Source organism: Pelagovum sp. HNIBRBA483 (assembly GCF_040931995.1).
In the GTDB taxonomy this organism is placed as follows: Bacteria; Pseudomonadota; Alphaproteobacteria; order Rhodobacterales; family Rhodobacteraceae; genus JAEPMR01.
The window spans coordinates 1,434,357-1,450,152 of record NZ_CP162412.1; the positions used below are offsets into that span (position 1 = coordinate 1,434,357).

At 62.6% G+C, this 15,796-nt stretch carries 15 protein-coding genes; 6 read left to right on the top strand and 9 right to left on the bottom strand.

The genetic code is table 11. From position 1 onward, the window contains the following. Nucleotides 1-50 precede the first annotated feature (50 nt). The 5 genes from glp to AB1E42_RS07100 are packed head-to-tail and all read right to left on the bottom strand — an operon-like array spanning nucleotide 51 to nucleotide 4,108. Nucleotides 51-1,223 carry a gephyrin-like molybdotransferase Glp gene (gene glp, locus AB1E42_RS07080; RefSeq protein ID WP_368346284.1) on the bottom strand — a complete coding sequence of 391 codons (1,173 nt, stop codon included), beginning with the start codon at nucleotides 1,221-1,223 and terminating at the stop codon, nucleotides 51-53. After that, a complete protein-coding gene (gene moaC, locus AB1E42_RS07085) occupies nucleotides 1,220-1,702 on the bottom strand; it encodes a cyclic pyranopterin monophosphate synthase MoaC (RefSeq protein WP_368346285.1) in 483 nt (160 codons plus the stop codon). The genes glp and moaC overlap by 4 nt, the downstream gene beginning before the upstream one ends. Next, on the bottom strand, nucleotides 1,702-2,514 hold the full coding sequence (trpC, locus tag AB1E42_RS07090) for an indole-3-glycerol phosphate synthase TrpC (RefSeq protein WP_368346286.1): 813 nt from the start codon (nucleotides 2,512-2,514) through the stop codon (nucleotides 1,702-1,704). The genes moaC and trpC overlap by 1 nt, the downstream gene beginning before the upstream one ends. After that, complete coding sequence (trpD, locus tag AB1E42_RS07095) at nucleotides 2,511-3,530, bottom strand: anthranilate phosphoribosyltransferase (RefSeq protein ID WP_368346287.1); 1,020 nt, start codon at nucleotides 3,528-3,530, stop codon at nucleotides 2,511-2,513. The genes trpC and trpD overlap by 4 nt, the downstream gene beginning before the upstream one ends. Next, nucleotides 3,527-4,108, bottom strand: coding sequence for an aminodeoxychorismate/anthranilate synthase component II (locus tag AB1E42_RS07100; RefSeq protein WP_368346288.1), 582 nt, complete (start codon nucleotides 4,106-4,108; stop codon nucleotides 3,527-3,529). Before AB1E42_RS07100 ends, trpD begins: the two co-directional genes overlap by 4 nt. Nucleotides 4,109-4,258: 150 nt before the next feature. On the opposite strand from AB1E42_RS07100, the gene AB1E42_RS07105 reads away from it, so the two are divergent. Next, on the top strand, nucleotides 4,259-5,992 hold the full coding sequence (locus AB1E42_RS07105) for a divergent polysaccharide deacetylase family protein (protein WP_368346289.1): 1,734 nt from the start codon (nucleotides 4,259-4,261) through the stop codon (nucleotides 5,990-5,992). Between the two features lie 8 nt (nucleotides 5,993-6,000). Here AB1E42_RS07105 and AB1E42_RS07110 read toward each other — a convergent pair whose 3' ends face one another. Continuing rightward, nucleotides 6,001-6,240, bottom strand: coding sequence for a DUF1127 domain-containing protein (locus AB1E42_RS07110; RefSeq protein WP_368346290.1), 240 nt, complete (start codon nucleotides 6,238-6,240; stop codon nucleotides 6,001-6,003). 173 nt (nucleotides 6,241-6,413) lie between these two features. Here AB1E42_RS07110 and AB1E42_RS07115 point away from each other — a divergent pair, with 173 nt between their 5' ends. The 4 genes from AB1E42_RS07115 (at nucleotide 6,414) to arsJ (ending at nucleotide 10,282) form a co-directional block, all read left to right on the top strand. Beyond that, nucleotides 6,414-7,115 carry a winged helix-turn-helix transcriptional regulator gene (locus AB1E42_RS07115; protein WP_368346291.1) on the top strand — a complete coding sequence of 234 codons (702 nt, stop codon included), beginning with the start codon at nucleotides 6,414-6,416 and terminating at the stop codon, nucleotides 7,113-7,115. A gap of 64 nt (nucleotides 7,116-7,179) precedes the next feature. Further along, on the top strand, nucleotides 7,180-8,028 hold the full coding sequence (locus AB1E42_RS07120) for a helix-turn-helix domain-containing protein (RefSeq protein ID WP_368346292.1): 849 nt from the start codon (nucleotides 7,180-7,182) through the stop codon (nucleotides 8,026-8,028). Then, complete coding sequence (locus tag AB1E42_RS07125; RefSeq protein WP_368346293.1) at nucleotides 8,025-9,023, top strand: ArsJ-associated glyceraldehyde-3-phosphate dehydrogenase; 999 nt, start codon at nucleotides 8,025-8,027, stop codon at nucleotides 9,021-9,023. Before AB1E42_RS07120 ends, AB1E42_RS07125 begins: the two co-directional genes overlap by 4 nt. Continuing rightward, nucleotides 9,020-10,282, top strand: a complete 1,263-nt coding sequence (gene arsJ / locus AB1E42_RS07130) for an organoarsenical effux MFS transporter ArsJ (RefSeq protein ID WP_368346294.1) — start codon at nucleotides 9,020-9,022, stop codon at nucleotides 10,280-10,282. Before AB1E42_RS07125 ends, arsJ begins: the two co-directional genes overlap by 4 nt. A gap of 3 nt (nucleotides 10,283-10,285) precedes the next feature. Here the strand turns inward: arsJ and dddP are convergent, their stop codons facing one another. After that, the gene (dddP, locus tag AB1E42_RS07135; protein ID WP_368346295.1) at nucleotides 10,286-11,629 is read right to left on the bottom strand and encodes a dimethylsulfonioproprionate lyase DddP; all 1,344 of its coding nucleotides are present in this window, start codon (nucleotides 11,627-11,629) and stop codon (nucleotides 10,286-10,288) included. Between the two features lie 112 nt (nucleotides 11,630-11,741). Here dddP and AB1E42_RS07140 point away from each other — a divergent pair, with 112 nt between their 5' ends. Then, on the top strand, nucleotides 11,742-12,488 hold the full coding sequence (locus tag AB1E42_RS07140) for a DUF3445 domain-containing protein (protein WP_368346296.1): 747 nt from the start codon (nucleotides 11,742-11,744) through the stop codon (nucleotides 12,486-12,488). A 38-nt stretch (nucleotides 12,489-12,526) separates the two neighbouring features. Here AB1E42_RS07140 and AB1E42_RS07145 read toward each other — a convergent pair whose 3' ends face one another. Then, nucleotides 12,527-13,816 (bottom strand): hypothetical protein, encoded by a 1,290-nt coding sequence (locus tag AB1E42_RS07145; protein ID WP_368346297.1) that lies wholly within the window; start codon nucleotides 13,814-13,816, stop codon nucleotides 12,527-12,529. 554 nt (nucleotides 13,817-14,370) lie between these two features. Beyond that, entirely contained in the window at nucleotides 14,371-15,777 is a 1,407-nt protein-coding gene (gene glnA, locus AB1E42_RS07150) for a type I glutamate--ammonia ligase (RefSeq protein WP_368346298.1), read from the bottom strand. Nucleotides 15,778-15,796: the final 19 nt, after the last annotated feature.

A 15,796-nucleotide genomic window follows, 5' to 3' on the forward strand; every position in this document is an offset into this window, starting at 1 on the left:
TTGTTCTACCCATGTTCCCGTTTTGTGTCAATCGGGTGGATAAAATTGCGCTAAAGCCGGATGATTGAAACGGGCGTGCCTGCGGGCTGAGCTGGATCGTGCGGCGGGCGGACAAGGAGGCAATCAGCCGTGGCGAGAACGGTGAGGAGTGCGCTGTCTTGCCGCTCGAACGGGATGACGCGGCCTTCTTCGAGGCGGGCGCGCATGTAGTGCTCGCGGGGGCCGTTGGCGGCGATGTCGCGGCCCACAGGAGCGGTTTGGCGCGGCAGCGCGGCGCGCGGCAGGCCCTGCATCGCGCGGATCACGGGGCGCAGGAACACATGGCCGCAGACCAGTGAGGAAACGGGATTGCCCGGCAGCCCGACCATCATCGCGCCGGACAGCGTTCCCGCCATCAGCGGTTTGCCGGGACGCATGGCGATTTTGTAAAATGCGCGGCCCATGCCGAGGTCGGACGCGACCTTGCCCACGAGATCATGATCCCCCACCGATGCGCCGCCGATTGTCACGATGAGATCGGCCCCTTGGGCCATCTCGAAGGTGAGGCGCAGGGCGCTTTCGGTATCGCGGGCGATCGGCAGGAGGCGGGGACGCGCCCCATGTTCGCGCAGGAGGGCGGCGAGGCCCAATGCGTTGGAGGCGATGATTTGGTCGGGGCCGGGGGTTTCGCCCGGTTGGACCAGTTCGTCGCCCGTGGCGATGATGGCGACCTCTGGCTGGCGGTAGACGGGCACGGTGGCGTGGTTCATCGACGCCAGAAGGGCGATATCGGCGGGGCGGAGGAGGTGCGGCGCGGCGAACGGGGTGCCCTCTGCGAAATCGGCTCCGGCAGGGCGGATGTTGGCGCCGTCGCCGATATCCGGCCCGAGGGTGATGCTGTCGCCTGTGCGGGTGACGTCCTCTTGCAAAACGACCTTGTCGGCGCCTTCTGGAACCGGCGCGCCGGTGAAGATGCGGACGGCTTTGCCGACGGTCACGCTGCCTGAAAAGCCATGCCCTGCGGCGCTTTCACCTATGACGGTAAGGGCTGCGCCGGTGGCAACGTCAGCGGCGCGGACGGCGTAGCCATCCATTGCCGAGGCTGGGAAGGGCGGTTGCGTCAGGCGGGCGGTCAGCGGGCGGGCAAGGACGCGGCCCGAGGCCTCGGCCAGTGGCACGTCCTCCACGCCCAGCACAGGGGCAAGGGCGAAAAGGTGATCAAGCGCCTGCGCGACGGAGATCATTCTGCTTCGAACCTTCCGGATTTGCCGCCTTCTTTCAGGCGGAGGCGGATGTCGCGGATGACCATGTCCTTTTGCACGGCTTTGACCATGTCGTAGACGGTGAGGGCCGCAGTGGAGACGGCGGTGAGGGCTTCCATTTCGACGCCGGTTTGACCGGAGGTTTTCACTGTCGCCGTGATGCGGATGCCGGGGAGGGCGGCGTCGGGCGTGAGGTCGAGGGCGACCTTGGTGATCGGTAGCGGATGGCAGAGCGGGATCAGATCGGCGGTTTTCTTGGCGCCCATGATGCCTGCGAGACGGGCGATGCCCAGAACGTCGCCCTTCTCAGCGCGGCCTTCGGTGACGAGCGCGAGGGTTTCGGCACTCATCTGGATCGCGCCTTCGGCCACGGCGATGCGGTTTGTCACCGGCTTGCCGGAGACATCGACCATATGTGCTTTGCCGCCATCGTCGAAATGGGTGAGCTTTCCGTCAGACATCACTGCCCCCCTGCGCGGAGTGGATTGGCGAGGAGGGTGCGGGTCGCCTCGGCCACGTCGTCCTTGCGCATCAGGCTTTCGCCGATGAGGAAGGTGCGCGCGCCGTAGCGGGCCATATCGGCAAGGTCATCGGGGGTGAAAAGCCCGCTTTCGCAGACGATTAGGCGATCTTCAGGCACGAGGCGCGAGAGGGTGCGCGTGGTGTCGAGCGTGACGTCGAAGGTTTTGAGATTGCGGTTGTTGATACCCATCAGCGGTGATTTGAGCTTGGCGGCACGTTCTAGCTCTTCGGCGTCGTGGACCTCGAGCAGCACGTCCATGCCCCATTCATAGGCGGCGGCTTCAAGCTCTGCGGCTTGGGCGTCCGAGACGGAGGCGAGAATGATCAGGATGCAATCGGCGTGCAGCGCACGGGCCTCGGCCACCTGATAGGTGTCATACATAAAATCCTTGCGCAGTGCAGGCAGGGAGACGGCGGCGCGGGCGTCTGTCAGGTAGCTGTCAGCGCCTTGAAAGCTGGGCGTATCGGTGAGGATCGACAGGCAGGTCGCGCCGCCTTCCTCGTAGGCGCGGGCCAATGCGGGCGGATCGAAATCAGGGCGGATCAGCCCTTTGGACGGGCTGGCCTTCTTGATTTCTGCGATAAGGCCGTAGCCGGTGCGGGATGCCTCCTGCAATGCATTGGCGAAGCCGCGCGGCGCTGAGGCTTCTTTCGCGCGGGCTTCGACCTCGGCCAAGGGCGTTTGCGCCTTGCGGGCGGCGACCTCTTCGAGCTTGTATGCTTTGATCTTGTCGAGAATGGTAGCGGTCATGCGGCCTCTTGGGTGATTTTCGCGAGGGTTTCAACGGCGCGGCGGGCAGCGCCGGAGTCGATGCTTTCGGCGGCGACGGCGACGCCTTCTGCCAGCGATGGCGCACGGTCTGCGACCACGAGCGCGGCGGCGGCGTTTAGCAAGACAGCGTCGCGATACGCGTTCTTGGCACCGTCGAGGAGGGCGGCGAAGGCTTTGCCGTTCTCCTCGGGGCTGCCGCCCAGAATAGCAGAAAGCGGGTGGACAGGGAGGCCAGCGTCTTCGGGGTGAAGTTCGCCTTCGGTCACGGTGCCGTTCTCCAGCTTGGCCACGGAGGTGGCGCCGGTGATCGAGACTTCGTCGGTGCCGTCATGACCGAAAACCAGCCATGCTTTTTCGGAACCAAGCGCCTTCAGGGTTTCGGCCATAGGCACCAGAAGATCGCTGGCGAAGGCGCCGGTGAGCTGGCGCTTGACGCCAGCGGGGTTGGTGAGCGGCCCGAGGATGTTGAAGATCGTTTTGCAGCCGAGTTCCTGCCGCGCGGGCATGACATGTTTGATCGCGGGGTGGTGCATCGGGGCCATCATGAAGCCGATGCCGGCCTCGCGGATGCCACGCTCGACCACATCAGCGCCGACCATGACGTTAATTCCCATCTGCCCGAGCGCATCAGCCGCGCCGGATTTGGACGACAGGTTGCGGTTGCCGTGCTTGGCCACCGGCACCCCTGCGCCTGCGACCACGAAGGCGGTGGCGGTGGAGATGTTAAGCGTACCGATCCCGTCTCCGCCAGTGCCGACAATATCCATCGCGCCAGCGGGTGCGTACACCGGCACGCATTTGGCGCGCATCACGGCGGCGGCGGCGGCATATTCAGTCACGCTTTCGCCGCGTGTGCGCAGCGCCATGAGCAAGCCGCCGATTTGGGCGGCGGTGGCGGTTCCTTCGAAGAGTTCTTCAAAAGCGGCTTCGGCCTGTGCGCGGGTGAGCGGCCCTTCGGAGGCGGCGGAGATCAGGGGTTTCATCGCGTCGCTCATGCCGGTTCCTTTGCGAGATCGAGAAAGTTCTGGAGAAGCTGGTGCCCGTGCTGGCTGGCGATGCTTTCGGGGTGGAATTGCACGCCGTGGATTGGCAGCTCTTTATGAGAGAGGCCCATGATGGTGCCGTCCTCCAGCCACGACGTGACCTCAAGGCAATCGGGCAGGCTGTCACGCTCGACGACGAGACTGTGGTAGCGGGTCGCTTCAAAGGGGCTGGGCAGGCCTGTGAACACGCTTTTGCCCGCGTGGTGCATCTGGCCCATCTTGCCGTGGACGATTTCGTGGCAGCGCACGACTTTGCCGCCGAATGCCTCGCCAATTGTCTGGTGGCCGAGGCAGACGCCCATCAGGGGGGTGCGGGTTTCGGCGGCGGCTTGGGTCAGAGCAAGGCAGATGCCCGCTTGCGCCGGATCGCAAGGGCCGGGGGAGAGGAGGATCATCTCGGGCTTCAACCCAATCGCATCTTGCACGGTCAGCGCATCGTTGCGGCGGACCACCACATCGGCGCCCAGCTCGCCCAGATAATGCACGAGATTATAGGTGAAACTGTCGTAGTTATCGATCAAGAGCAGCATAAGTGACCCTTCGAGAGAAATTGGGGGCTACCGTCGGACCGCCGGGCCGGATTATAGTCTGGGCATACATGGGCCGCGACGGGAACAAAGGTCAAGGCCAAGCGGTGAAAACACTGTAAGCAGGCAAGTGCAAGGGGCGAGGTCCGAAGCGTGTTGAGAGGACTGATCAGCGGAGTTTTCTTCGGGGCCGTGGTTGCGGTTCTGGGGGTGGTGGTGCTTTCGGTTGTGGCGCCACAGCCGCCGGGGCGGGAACCGCCGCAAGCGCCTCAGGTTGATGCGCCCGAGGTCATGGGCGCGCCGACGCCCGAGAGCGCGCCTGTCACGGCGCCTGCGCAACCGGACGCTGATCCGGTGCAACCCGCAACGATACCGGATGTTGTTGCGCCGGAGGCCGAAGCGGGTGCTCCGGTTGCGGATCAGGCCCCCGCGCCGGCGCCTGATCTGTCGCCCGAGCCGGAAAGCGCAAACGAGAATGGCTTAAGTGCCCCTGAAAGCGCTGCCGATGTGGGCGATTTGCCGGAGGCTGCCGCGCCTGTTGCCATTGCTGCGGGGCAAGCACCCGAAGCGCCCGCAGCCCCGGAAAATGAAGCTCTGCCTGATGCGGCCACCGAACCTGCGGCAGCGGCATCCCCGCCGCTGGCAGATGCGGCCGAGCCTGCGCAGCCCGCAGCGGAGGCGGTGATGTCCAGCCCATCCTTGGGTGATGCGCCGTCGATGGCGGAGGACAGCGCACCCGTGCTTGCGCCTGCTGCGACCCCCACCGCACCGACTGCGCCCGATGCGGGTGAGGGTGCCGCGCCGGAGGTGGATGCGACGAGCCGGCCCGTTGCCTTGCCCGGACTGGGCGGCGCGGATACGGCTGAAGAAATCACCGCGCCGGAACTTCCCGAAATCGCGGAAGAGATGGAAAGCCCGCTTGGGACCACCGCGCCGCAAGGCGGGACGCTGGCCGTCGTGACGCCGGAGGAGGATTCCCTTCCCGTGGTGCCGGAAGCCAGCGTTGCCGAGCCGGAGGTGGGCGCGGCGGCTCCTGTAGCGCCGGAAACCCCGCAAGAGCCTACAAATACCACCACCACCGGAGACGCGCCAGAAGTGGGATTGACGGGAACCGCCGCCAGCGTTTTGCCGGAGGGGTCGGGCGCGGTTGTCGTCAGACGGCCGGAAAGTGATGATGACAGCGCAGCAGCCGACGAAATGGCGGGCGTACCCGCGCCGCTTGAGCGGTACGCGGCCGCGGTGCCGCGCGATGCGGCGGGATTGCCGCGCATGTCCGTTGTGTTGATGGATGACGGGCGCTTGCCAAGCGCGGCAACTGTTGTTGGAGCGATCCCGTTCCCGATCTCGGTTGTTCTGAATCCCAGTGCCGCGGACGCCACGCGCCGCGCGCAAGCCTATCGGGAAGCGGGTATCGAAATTCTGGCGCTGGCTGACCTGCCTGAAGGGGCGGCCGTTTCGGACGGGATGGCGGCTGTCGAAACCGCCGACGCGGTGCTTGGTGAACACATCGGCTTGCTCACCCGTGGCAACGTGATGGGTGGGACTGTGACCGCTGATGTGAGCCGCTATTTGGCAGACCGGCTGGCCCGCGACGGACGCGGTTTGGTTGCGCTGAGCGAAGGGTTGGCAACGCCGATGCGCTATGCAGGGGAGGCGGGGCTTCCGGCTGTGGAGGTGTATCGTGATCTGGGAGAGACAACACAAGATGCGCGGGTGATCCGGCGGTTCCTTGATCAAGCCGCGTTCCGTGCGCGGCAGCAGAGCGGCATTGTTGTGCTTGGGCGGCTGAGAGCCGAAACGATCACGGCGCTGATGCTGTGGAGCGGATCGGACCGCGCCAACCAGGTTGGTCTGGTGCCGGTTTCGGCGGTGCTAAGGGGCGAGTAGGCGGGCGCCTACCAGTTCCCCCTGCGTTCGGCGCGGCGGTTGTGGATATCGCCAAGCCGTGCATCGGTGTCATCGGGTGTGAGCGCGATATCGCGCAACATCTCTTCTGAGAGGTCGGCCAGTGCTGTGCGGGTTGTGGCCCGTGCGCGGACGACGGCCAAAAGTGCCGCGCCGTGCGAGAGAACCATGCGCAGACGTTCCATGTGGAATGTGGGGCGGTTCGTATTCGGGATGCTGTGCTGGGTCATGATCTGTCCTTTCAACTGGAGTTGGGGGAATAAGGTCATGCGGACAGACTGCCGGATGCGCGATGCAACAGGGCAGTGTAGAAGGTGAACCAAACCTGATACAAAAGCTGTACTGGCCGCGTTTGCCTTGGGTCGTTAGGGTTGAAGCCCCGATCCGACCGAGGAGGCGTTCGATGAGTGACCGACCGTACGGACTGTTTTGCCCGACATCCAAGGCGACCGAAGTGCTGAACCCGCGCTGGACGATCCAGATATTGGGCGAGCTTTGGGATGGCTCGACACGGTTCAACGAGATCCGGCGCGGCCTGCCCGGAATTTCGCCGACGCTGCTGGCAAAACGACTGAAGGAAATGCAGGAGAACGGGTTGGTGGAGCGGGTCGCGGATCCGGCCAGTGGTGCCATTGACTACATCCGCACCAATAAGGCCGCGGAACTGGACCCGATCCTGCAAGGGCTGGCGCGGTGGGCGCAGCGGCATATTACGGCTGAGATCGCGCTGGAGGATCGCGATGCGGATGTGTTGATGTGGACCGTTCACCGGCGGATCAATCAGGCGGCATTGCCGAAACGCCGGATCGTCATGCGATTCAATTTTACCGATGCCACGTCGCCTGCCAGTACATACTGGCTGATGATCAAGCCCGATGCGCCGGTGGAGCTGTGTGTCTCTGATCCGGGGTTCGAGGTGGATCTGTTCATCGAAACATCGGTGCAGGTGCTCACGGGCATTTATCTGGGGCGGCGGTCTGCCGCGCGGGAGATTGCGGAGGACCGGCTATTTATGAGCGGGGAAGCGCGGCTCGAGCGGACATTCGAGCGGTGGCTACGGATCAGTACCTATGCCGATGTGGAAGGATTGCTGACGGCAGACTGATTTTTGGGGGCGACTCTTCGAAAGGGGCTTGTGCTTTCGATATTATTTCGGTAATTCGCGAAATATGGAAAATACACTCATCACACAGTTATCGACGTTGGGCCATGAGGGGCGACTCGCGGTCTTTCGCCTGCTGATGCGGCGCTACCCTGACGCGGTGCCAGCGGGGGAAATCGCGGCAGCGCTCGATCTACGGCCGAGCACTTTGTCTGATTATCTTGCGTCCCTCAGGGCGGCAGGGCTGATCGGGCAGAGGCGGGAAGCGACATCTCTTTTTTACAAAGTTGATCTAGACGGAGCGGACGGGATGGTTCGCGCGCTCTATCAGGATTGCTGCCGTGGCCGCCCGGACCTTTGTGCGACCGGATCTGATAAGACCGGCGCGGGGGCAGATGAGGGCACGGACATGGCTGGCGCGGTGTTTGACGTTTTGTTTTTGTGTACCGGAAATTCGGCACGGTCGATCATGGCCGAAGTCTTGTTGCGGGATTTGGGCGGTGTGTGGTTCAACGTGCATTCGGCAGGAACCCAGCCTTATTCAGAATTGAACCCAGATGCGCTGCGGCTGTTGGCCCTCAAGGGGCATGACGTGAGCGGCTTGCGGGCCAAGCATGTGGAGGAATTCCGTCGCGCGGGCGCGCCGCAGATGGATTTCGTGTTTACCGTTTGTGATCGGGCGGCGAATGAGGATTGCCCGGCATGGCCCGGTCAGCCGATTTCAGCGCATTGGGGGCAGCCCGATCCGGTGAAGGCGACAGGAACCGAGGCAGAGCGCGCGCTTGCCTTTCAGGAAGTTTATGGCGCGCTTCGCAGCCGGATAGCGGCCTTTACCGCGCTGCCGCTGCACCGGCTGGACCGGCGCACAATACAATACGAGCTGGATGCGCTCGCGATGGAAAAGGAAATGACGTGACCAAAATTGCACTGAACGGATTGGGCCGGATTGGAAAACTGGCGCTGAAGCAGCTGTTGGAAACCGGCGCGGAGATCGCGTGGATCAACGATGCGGTGGGTGATCCGGCGATGCACGCGCATTTGCTAGAGTTCGACACCGTGCACGGGCGGTGGGATGCCGAATTCGGCGCTGACGAGACGGGTATCACGATCAACGGGCGGCGGTTGCCGGTGCATAATGCGCGGCGGATCGAGGATTTGCCACTCGATGGCGTGGATATGGTCATCGACTGCACGGGCGTGTTCAAGACGGAAGCCGCGCTCGCGCCCTATTTTGCAGCAGGTGTAAAAAAGGTTGTCGTGTCGGCACCGGTCAAAGACGGCCCCACGGCGAATATCGTCTATGGTGTGAACAACGAGGTCTATGACACTGCCGCGCACCAGATCGTCACGGCGGCGAGTTGTACGACGAATTGCCTCGCGCCGGTGGTGAAGGTGATCCACGAGGGCTTGGGCATCACGCATGGATCAATCACCACGATCCATGATCTTACGAACACCCAAACGATTGTGGACCGCCCCGCAAAAGACCTGCGCCGCGCGCGTTCCGGCGTGAATGCGCTGATCCCCACGACGACGGGCAGCGCCACGGCGATTACGCTGATCTACCCAGAGCTTAAGGGGCGTTTGAACGGCCATGCGGTGCGGGTGCCGCTATTGAATGCCTCACTCACCGACTGTGTGTTCGAAGTGGCGCGGGAGACGACCGTTGAGGAAGTGAACGCGCTGTTCGAGGCCGCCGCTGCGGGTGAATTGAAAGGCATTCTGGGCTACGAGACACGGCCGCTGGTGTCGACCGATTATGTGAACGACGCGCGGTCGTCGATCGTGGATGCGCCCTCGACGATGGTGATCAATGGCACGCAAGTGAAGATCTATGCGTGGTATGACAATGAATGGGGTTACGCGCACCGCTTGGTTGATGTGGCGATGCTGGTGAGGGACAGCCTGTGACGGCAGCGCCGCCGAGGGCCGGGCTTGCCGCCTATCTGACGGTGACGGCGGCATACTGGGCGTTCATGCTCAGTGATGGCGCGTTGCGGATGTTGGTGCTGCTGCATTTCCATAAGCTGGGCTTTTCGCCGGTGCAGTTGGCTTACCTCTTTGTGCTGTATGAGATCGCGGGCATGGTGACAAACCTTGGCGCGGGGTGGCTTGCAGCGCGGTTTGGCATGGTGCGGACGCTTTACGCAGGATTGGGGCTACAGATCGTGGCGTTGGTGCTGTTGGCGCAGTTGGACGCGGGATGGAGCATCGGGGCATCGGTGATCTATGTAATGCTGGTGCAGGGGCTTTCGGGTGTAGCGAAAGACCTCTCCAAGACCAGCGCGAAATCGGCGGTGAAACTGCTGGCGCCGACGGGCGAGGGCGGGTTGTTCCGCTGGGTGGCCGTGCTCACGGGATCGAAGAACGCGGTGAAGGGGGCGGGGTTCCTCTTGGGTGCGGGGCTTTTGGCGCTGGCGGGGTTTGATGCCGCCGTATGGGGCATGGCGGCAGTGCTGGCGGCGATCTTGCTGGGCGTTGTGTTGTTCATGCCGGCGGGCCTGCCTGCGGGGAAGAAGGGGGTGAAGCTGAAGGAAGTGATCTCCAAATCCCGCGACATCAATTGGCTGAGCGCGGCGCGGCTGTTTCTGTTCGGCGCGCGGGATGTGTGGTTTGTGGTGGGCATTCCGATTTATTTCTATGTAGTGCTGTCGGATGGGACGCCGGAGGGCAACCGCGCGGCGTTTTTCATGATCGGTGGGTTTATGGCGGTGTGGACCGTGCTCTATGGCGTGGTGCAGGCCAATGCGCCGCGCTTGTTGCGGGCGCGGGAGCTGGGTGCTGATGCGCTGATCGCAACCGCGCAGCGGCTGGTCTTGGGGCTGGCCGTGGTGCCGATTGTGCTGGCAGTGCTGGTGTGGCTGGTGCCGGGCGCACCGCTGTGGCTGACGATGATACTGGTGCTGGGGCTTTTGGCATTTGGTGCCGCGTTCGCGCTGAATTCGGCGGTGCATTCCTACCTCATCCTCGCCTTTGCCGAGGCGGAGCGGGTGACGATGGATGTGGGGTTTTACTACATGGCGAATGCAGGCGGGCGGCTGGCGGGGACGCTGCTGTCGGGCCTGTGCTACCAGTGGGGCGGCGTGGAGGCGTGCCTCGCGGCTGCGGGTATCATGCTGATCCTCAGCCGCGTGATGGCGGGGCGGCTGGGAGCCGCCGCCGCCGCGTAACGTCTAAGCCTCGCCCATCAATCGCGGATCGAAGGGGTATTTTGTCAGGTTTTCGAAACCGTCCTCGGTGATCAAGACCTGATCTTCGAGCTTGATGGAGAAATCGCCGCCTTCGGGGCTGGCGAGCACCTCGACGCAGAGGGTCATGCCCGGTTCCAGTTCGTAGTCAAAGGCGCCTTCGACCATCTGATCGGGGTAGGCGACGAGGGGCCACTCGTCACAAAGGCCCACGCCATGCATAAGGCAGCCGTATTTCTGCTTTTGAAATTCGGGGCGCAGGCGGTGGCTGTTGCGGGAGAGGTCTTGGATATTCACGCCGGGGCGGAGCATTTGCATGTTGGTCATGATGTGCTCGTGGGCGTGTTTCATCGTGTCGACCATCGCGGGTGGTGGCGGGCGGTCGCCTATCCACCAGCTGCGGGAAATATCGACGCAGATGCCGTAGGAGCCGACGAGATCAGTGTCGAAGCTGACGATCTCGTTGTTATTGACGATACGGCCACCGCATTCCTGAAACCACGGGTTGGTGCGAGGGCCGGAGGTCAGGAGACGTGTTTCGATCCATTCGCCGCCGCGCCGGATGTTTTCGGCGTGCAAGACGGCCCAGATGTCATCTTCGGACACATTGCCGCGCGGCACCTCCTCGCGGGCGGAATGCTCCATCGCGGCGACGGCGGTTTCGCAGGCATGGGAGGCGCAGCGCATGGCCTTGATCTCGTCCGGCCCTTTGACGGCGCGGGATTTCTCGGTGACTTCCTCGCCTTCCATGATGGTGAAGCCTTGTGCCTCAAGCGCGCGCAGGCCGTGCAGCATGATCTTGTCGACGGCGAGGCGCATGTTGCCGCCGCCGTGTTCCTCGATCAGGAGCCGCACTTCGTTGGAGAAAGTATCGGCAGCCACGTCCACCTTATCGCCCCGATCGAAGTAGAAGAGATCCGCGCCGGAGCGCTGTTCGCGCACGAGCGGGTTGAAGGTGGAGAGGAAGGGCGAGTTCTTGTAATCCCAGATCACCATGTAGCCGTCAGCGCAGAGGAGCACGGCGCGGAACGGGTTGTGGGTGTTCCAGAGCTGCATATTGGTGGAATCGGTGGCGTAGCGGATATTCAGCGGGTCGAACATGAGAAGGCCGCCGTAGCCGCGGGCGACCACATGGGCGGTGAGCCGTTCCCAACGGTACCGGCGCATGGCCTGAAGATCGGGAAGCGCGAGGCCAGCGGCCTCCCATTCGCGGTAGGCAAGCTGGGTCGGGCCGATTTCGATGCGGTCGGCATCGTTGGGGGTGTTGTCGCCGAGCGTGTCGCCACGGGTCGGGTCGATCTTGCGCCGGTCACGATAGGGGCTGTTCATGGGAGCATCCGCTGATAGGAATATGCGGAAATGATGCGCGCGGATTTTGCGGGCGTCCTGCAAGAAACCGTCATTTCCTGTTCTGATTTGACACCAAAAGAGGAGGCCCGCCGTGACGCGCCCGCCCGTATTGCAACGAGAAATACCCGCCCAGCAACGCGAGGTCGCGGCGGTGGGCCTGCCGAAGATGCAGCAGGTTGCACCAGGGGAATGGCTGCGGGTAGACGAGGCGTATGAGGCGCAACTGGCCGAAAAAGCGCGGCTTTTGCGCAAGCGAGAGGCGGATGTTCTGGCGCTGCTGCCCGAGGCGCAGGATGCAGCGGCAGAGCTGCTGACGGTGGTGCTGGCCGAAATAGCGATGCGCAATGACTTCAAGCTGGAGGCGGGCGGCATTCGGCGCCCTGACGGGAAGCTTGTGGACCCTGACCCGCGCCGCCCGTTGCGGACGCTTGCGGCGCTTGTGCAGGAGGATTTCTGCCTCTTGATGAAAGAGGGTGATGAACATGTGCTGAAGGGGGCGCTGCTGTGCTTTCCGGCGAGCTGGACGCTGGCGGAAAAGATCGGCCGGCCCTTGCTGCGCATCCATGCGCCGGTACCTGACTATGATCCGTCAATCGCGGCGCGGGTGCAGAGGCTGTTTGATGGCGTGCAGCCGGGGCGGCCGATCTGGCGGGCAAACTTATTGGAATATCATGATCCGGCGCTGCATCATCCGCGCCGCGAGGGCGAGGGCGCGCGCGATACAAGCGGTGACCCGCAGTACGAGCGGAGCGAACGGCAGACGGTGCTGAAACTCCCCGGTACAGGAGCGGTGGTGTTCTCTATCCATACGACAATTGCGCGAAAAAAGGCGGGCTAGAGCGCCCGCCTTTGGTGACTTGGCGTGTTGAAGCTGGCTCAGGTGAGCATACTGATTAGTTGCGCGCCGATCTCTGTATTGGTGAAGCCGATCCCTGTGCCGGTCACGGCCATCGCGCGGGCGGCCATGTTGAGGCTTTCGCGGCCGAGCATGAAATAGGTCATCATCGCAGCGCCAACTGGCAGCGAGAAAGCCAGCACCGAGGCGCTGATCGAATAGATCGCAAGGCGGTGCGGGATGCTGCGCTCGTTGGCGGCTTCCGGCGGGGCGTCGTTATAGATTGCCTCGCGGAACATGGAGAGCGACGGATCGCGGCCATGCAGCACCGGACGGGCAACCGTGTTGGGCGAGATCGGCCCCTGACGGCGGGATTGGGGCATCTGCGGATGCGGGACGCCTTGGACATCGACGCTTGGTTGGGCGCGGTTGTCGAATGTGGGCAGCACGAGGCGGTTCCGGCGCGGGCGCGGGGTATTGGCCCATTCGGACTTGCGCCGTGGCTTCGGCATTTCGACGATATTTTTCTTGCTCTCTTCCGCGAAGAGATTGTGCATGTCCTCATCGGTGACAACCGGATGGTCGCCGCGAGCCTCTGCTTCGGCCTCGGCATCGGCAAGGGCAATGGATTCTTCGGTTTGGGCCTCGCGTTGGGCGATTTCGGCATCGAAGCGTGCGGCGAGCTCGTTGAGTTGATCATCAGGGCTCATGGCCTCGCGGAGGCGGCGGGTCTTCTCGGTTGCCTCTGAGGGGACGCTGGGAAGAGGCTGGTCGGGCCACAGATCACCGCAGATATTGCTGATCGCGGAGAGCGTTTCGGCGCGCTCGCCTGTCGGGTCTTGCACCTCCGCTACTTTTCCGGACAGTTCGTCCATATTGTCGCGTGCCATATCGAACACCTTTTCAAGAACCGTGTCGTAGACGTCTTCGGTGAAGACCTCATCGACATCGAGCCAGATCAATTCATCCCCGGGAGCGCGGCTTTCGACGCGGTCAACCAAGCGCTGGCAGAGACGACCGCGCGCCTTGCACAGGATCTCGTCCTTTGCGTAATCGCCGGTCAGCCCTACCGAGATCACAAGGCTTGCCGCCATCGGGGGGCGGGCCTCGGCATCAGGGAAGTCGGCCTCGACATCGCAATAGGCGAGGCAGATGCGCATAGGTGTCAAATCGTACACGGCGAAGTCTTGATAGCTGCTGGAGGCGGTGCAGTTGATGCGCGGGTCACTCTTGAGGGCCTCACCCAAATCGCGGGTGAGGTCGGGGAACTCGAAATCCGGCTTTTTGACAAAACATAAGGCCGCGATCGTACTGGTTGCGAAACTGCTCATCGGACTCCTCCGTGAAACGAGACAACCTTAGTAAACAATTCAAATTTGATGGGATTAGGCGCGAACTGTGGAAATTTCGAGAACAGTTGACCAAAAGAACAGGTTCAAGTTGGCGACAATCGGTTTGTCTGGCGCACAGTGTTTCCCGAATGAAATATAAGCATGGGGGCCGAATCCGGTTTTCGCGCGCGGTTTCGGTGCTGCGCAAAGGTGTTCAGAATGTGGCATGGGTGAGCGATCGTCGCAAATACACGCAAAACGGGAATACCTGTCGGTTTTTTAATATGATTGTCTGCGGAGGGGCGACAATACGCCGGTGGTGGGCTGTGAAGGGTGCGCGGCGGAGTGATTCTTTTCAGGTCGCGGTGGGCGCTTGGAGACGCGAATGTGACGACTGCGGGAGGCTAGAAACGACGGGTCCGTGGAGGGGCGTGATCGGACCGCGTTTGGCTGCTCAAGGCGCAAATTGAGATCTGCGATGGCGCGGGGCAGGGTGCCGTAAATTGAAAAAGGGCGCCCGAAGGCGCCCTTTTGTATGCGTATCCGCTGTGGAATTAGCAGCTGTAGTAAAGCTTGAATTCCATCGGGTGCGGAGTGTGCTCGTAGGCGTAGACCTCTTCCCACTTAAGATCGACATAGCCCTGGATCTGGTCCTTGGTGAACACGTCACCGGCCAGCAGGAACTCGTGATCCTTCTCGAGCTCTTCGAGCGCTTCGCGGAGGCTGGCGCAGACGGTCGGGATGTCTGCCAGTTCTTCCGGCGGAAGATCGTAGAGGTCCTTGTCGGAAGCCGGGCCCGGATCGATCTTGTTCTTGATGCCGTCAAGGCCAGCCATCAGGAGTGCCGAGAAAGCAAGATACGGGTTTGCTGCCGGATCGGGGAAGCGGGCCTCGACGCGCTTTGCCTTCGGGCTTTCGGCCCACGGAATACGGACGCAGCCGGAACGGTTGCGCGCGGAGTAGGCGCGCAGCACGGGGGCTTCGAAACCGGGGATCAGACGCTTGTAGGAGTTGGTCGCCGGGTTGGTGAAGGCGTTCAGCGCTTTCGCGTGCTTCAGGATGCCGCCAATGAACCACAGAGCCTCATCGGAGAGATCGGCGTATTTGTCGCCAGCGAAGAGCGGCTTGCCGTCTTTCCAGATCGACATGTTGACGTGCATGCCGGTGCCGTTGTCACCTGCGATCGGCTTCGGCATGAATGTTGCCGACTTGCCGTAAGCCTGTGCCACGTTGTGGATGACGTACTTGTACTTCTGAATCTCGTCTGCCTGCTTGGTGAGCGAGCCGAAGATCAGGCCCAGCTCGTGCTGACAGGAGGCCACCTCGTGGTGGTGCTTATCGACCTTCATGCCCATCCGCTTCATGGTGGAGAGCATTTCGGAGCGCATGTCTTGTGCATCGTCGATCGGGTTGACGGGGAAGTAGCCGCCCTTAACGCCCGGACGGTGGCCGGTGTTGCCCATTTCGTACTCGGTGTCGGAGTTCCAGGCGCCGTCGATGGCATCGACCTGGTAGGACACTTTGTTCATGGTGACGGAGAAGCGCACATCGTCGAAGACGAAGAATTCAGCTTCGGGGCCGAAGAAGGCTGCATCGCCGATGCCGGAGGACTTCAGGTAGGCCTCGGCCTTCATTGCGGTGCCGCGCGGGTCACGGTCGTAGGCTTCGCCGGTGTCGGGCTCGACCACGTTGCAGTGCAGACAGATGGTCTTTTCTGCGTAGAAGGGGTCCACATAGGCGCTTTCGGTGTCGGGCATGAGTTTCATGTCGGACTGATCGATGGACTTCCAGCCAGCGATGGAGGAGCCGTCGAACATGAAGCCTTCCTCGAGGAAGTCTTCGTCAACAAGATCAGACACGATGGTGACGTGCTGAAGCTTGCCGCGCGGGTCGGTGAAACGGATGTCGACGTATTCGACGTCTTCGTCCTTGATGAGATTGAGAACGTCAGCTGTGCTCATGAGTGTTCCTCTTGGCTGA